Genomic DNA, 1,872 nt, shown 5'->3' with positions numbered 1-1,872 from the left:
AGCCGCATAGCCGCATCGACGAACTGCTGCCGCATCGCTGGCAGCACAGCTGACCACCTGCTCGCGCTCGCCGCCAAATGTGCGGCCCTCGTCAAGATGTGTTCGCCGCGTGCTTACAAGCAACCTCGGAATAGCCCAACTTGATCAGCGCATGCAGGCGGATGTGCCCGTCGAGAAGCACGTGCTGGCCGGAACGTCGATCCACGGCATTTATCGTCAGCGGCTCGATCAGTCCAATCTCGCCGATTGACGCTAGAACCAGCTTGTACTTCTGTGTCCCAAGCAAGCCCACCGGCGGTTTACGCGAAGGGAGAATGTTGTTGACCGCAACCATCATCGGCTTGGGCAAGAAGCCAAGTACGACGTCGCTCACCCTGGACCTCCATTCGGACTGATCCGCTCTGCGAGATATTTGGGCAGCGCATCCAAGCCCTCGGCCCTTAGAAGATTGATGAAATTCTCTTCGGAGCAAAGCTGCCTCAACGCACCCACCACGAAAAGAAGTCGCTGCTGCGCAAAGGAGGCTCGGCGCACCATGAGTTGCTGGCGCTGCACTTCCTTTTGGTACACCCTCACCAGACTAGAGGTTGTGACATCCGTTTGCTTGCGCGACCCCTCTCGGGCAATCGACCGCCCCAACTGATGCCGGCGTTGAATCAAGCGCCGCGCCTCTATCAACTGCCGTCCTCGCAAACGACCTGTCTCATAGGCCTCCTGCAACGCAGCCTGAACAGTCTTCTCACTGTCTCCAGCTCGTGCAATGGTGATCGCTGCACTCAACGGGATTTTTCCGCGCTCGACCGCCACCAGCAAGCGTTCCTCGCCCTGATCAATCAATAGCAGTATGTCGTTGACGTACTGCAGCGTGAGTCCTGTCTTTTCAGCGATCACTTTGGGCGTGTAGCCCTTGGCTTTGAGTTGGTTGATGCCCGCAAGAAGCTCAAGAGGTCGATATTGACGCCGCGCAATATTCTCGGCGAGGCTCATGATGAAGGCCTCCTCATCATCTACGTGCACGACCAATGCGGGTATCCGCGTCTCGCCAAGCTGACGCAACGCCTTGAGCCTGCCCTCACCACATACCAAGAGATACCGCTCAGCTCCATCATCACCGGCACGAGGGGTCACCGTGATCGGCTTCTTCAGGCCGATTGCACCGATGTTGGCAACGATTCCCTCGAAGACCACCTGGTTGCGTTCTCGCGGATTCAGCACATCGATGCGATCCATCGGGATCATGCGGAGGTCGCCCGCTGGCCCCTTTCCTGTCACGCCGCTCTCCGCAGTCGAATCTGAGAAGCCATGCCATACAGGTAGTCGAGCGTGTCAAAGCGGTAGCTCTCTAACTCCACGGCGTTCTGCTCTGCCAGGCTGATGCGCGGCAAGGCGAAATGAAGCCGCGGCAGCAGGTAGTAGTCCAGCGGTTTCTCGTTACCCGGAGCAAGGCGTACTGCCACAGTGATGTCCGGCAGCAGGCTGGCATCGAAGCGCACCTTCCAGCGATGGCCCCCACTTTCACTAACCTGGCAGCGTGCCAGCGCCAAGGACACGCTGAACTCGTGGTTGACGTCTAGAAGGTCCGTCGCTGGGTCTCGATACAGGCGGCCACCGAGACTTTCTACCTGTGCCTCTGCTTCGGCCACGATCTTCGGATGAAGTCGCCGGAGGAATCGGTTGATCTCGAGATACTGGTAGTCGCGTCCCGGCGCGAAACCCACCATCTGATAGGCGCGGAGGAGGCTTCCAAACCTGTGGGTGTTAGCGCCAGTGCAATCGTGATCAGCGGTGCCAATCGAACATTGACCAGGGGCTGGAGCTGGTTCCGCTAGGAGCCAACTGTGAATAACTATAGGTTGGATGCCTCGGTGGGTC

General features: G+C 58.5%; 2 protein-coding genes and 1 pseudogene. All 3 read right to left on the bottom strand.

From position 1 onward, the window contains the following. Window positions 1–91 precede the first annotated feature (91 nt). A complete protein-coding gene (locus ACSFB7_RS37760) occupies window positions 92–373 on the bottom strand; it encodes a ParB N-terminal domain-containing protein (RefSeq protein WP_435477442.1) in 282 nt (93 codons plus the stop codon). Continuing rightward, window positions 370–1,239, bottom strand: coding sequence for a plasmid partitioning protein RepB C-terminal domain-containing protein (locus ACSFB7_RS37755; RefSeq protein WP_475545402.1), 870 nt, complete (start codon window positions 1,237–1,239; stop codon window positions 370–372). Before ACSFB7_RS37755 ends, ACSFB7_RS37760 begins: the two co-directional genes overlap by 4 nt. A gap of 29 nt (window positions 1,240–1,268) precedes the next feature. Then, window positions 1,269–1,757 (bottom strand): annotated as a pseudogene (locus tag ACSFB7_RS37750) (recombinase family protein); the annotation flags it as partial. Window positions 1,758–1,872: the final 115 nt, after the last annotated feature.

Origin of the sequence: Variovorax raffinosi, from assembly GCF_051216615.1 — a bacterium.
In the GTDB taxonomy this organism is placed as follows: Bacteria; Pseudomonadota; Gammaproteobacteria; order Burkholderiales; family Burkholderiaceae_C; genus Variovorax.
Note: the sequence above shows the minus strand (reverse complement) of the source record. Positions and strands in the feature narration are given on the sequence as shown.

What these genes read in the sequence shown, in the direction of transcription:
- ACSFB7_RS37755 (WP_475545402.1), bottom strand. Translation starts at nt 1,239, where the DNA reads ATGATCCCGATGGATCGCATCGATGTGCTGAATCCGCGAGAACGCAAC.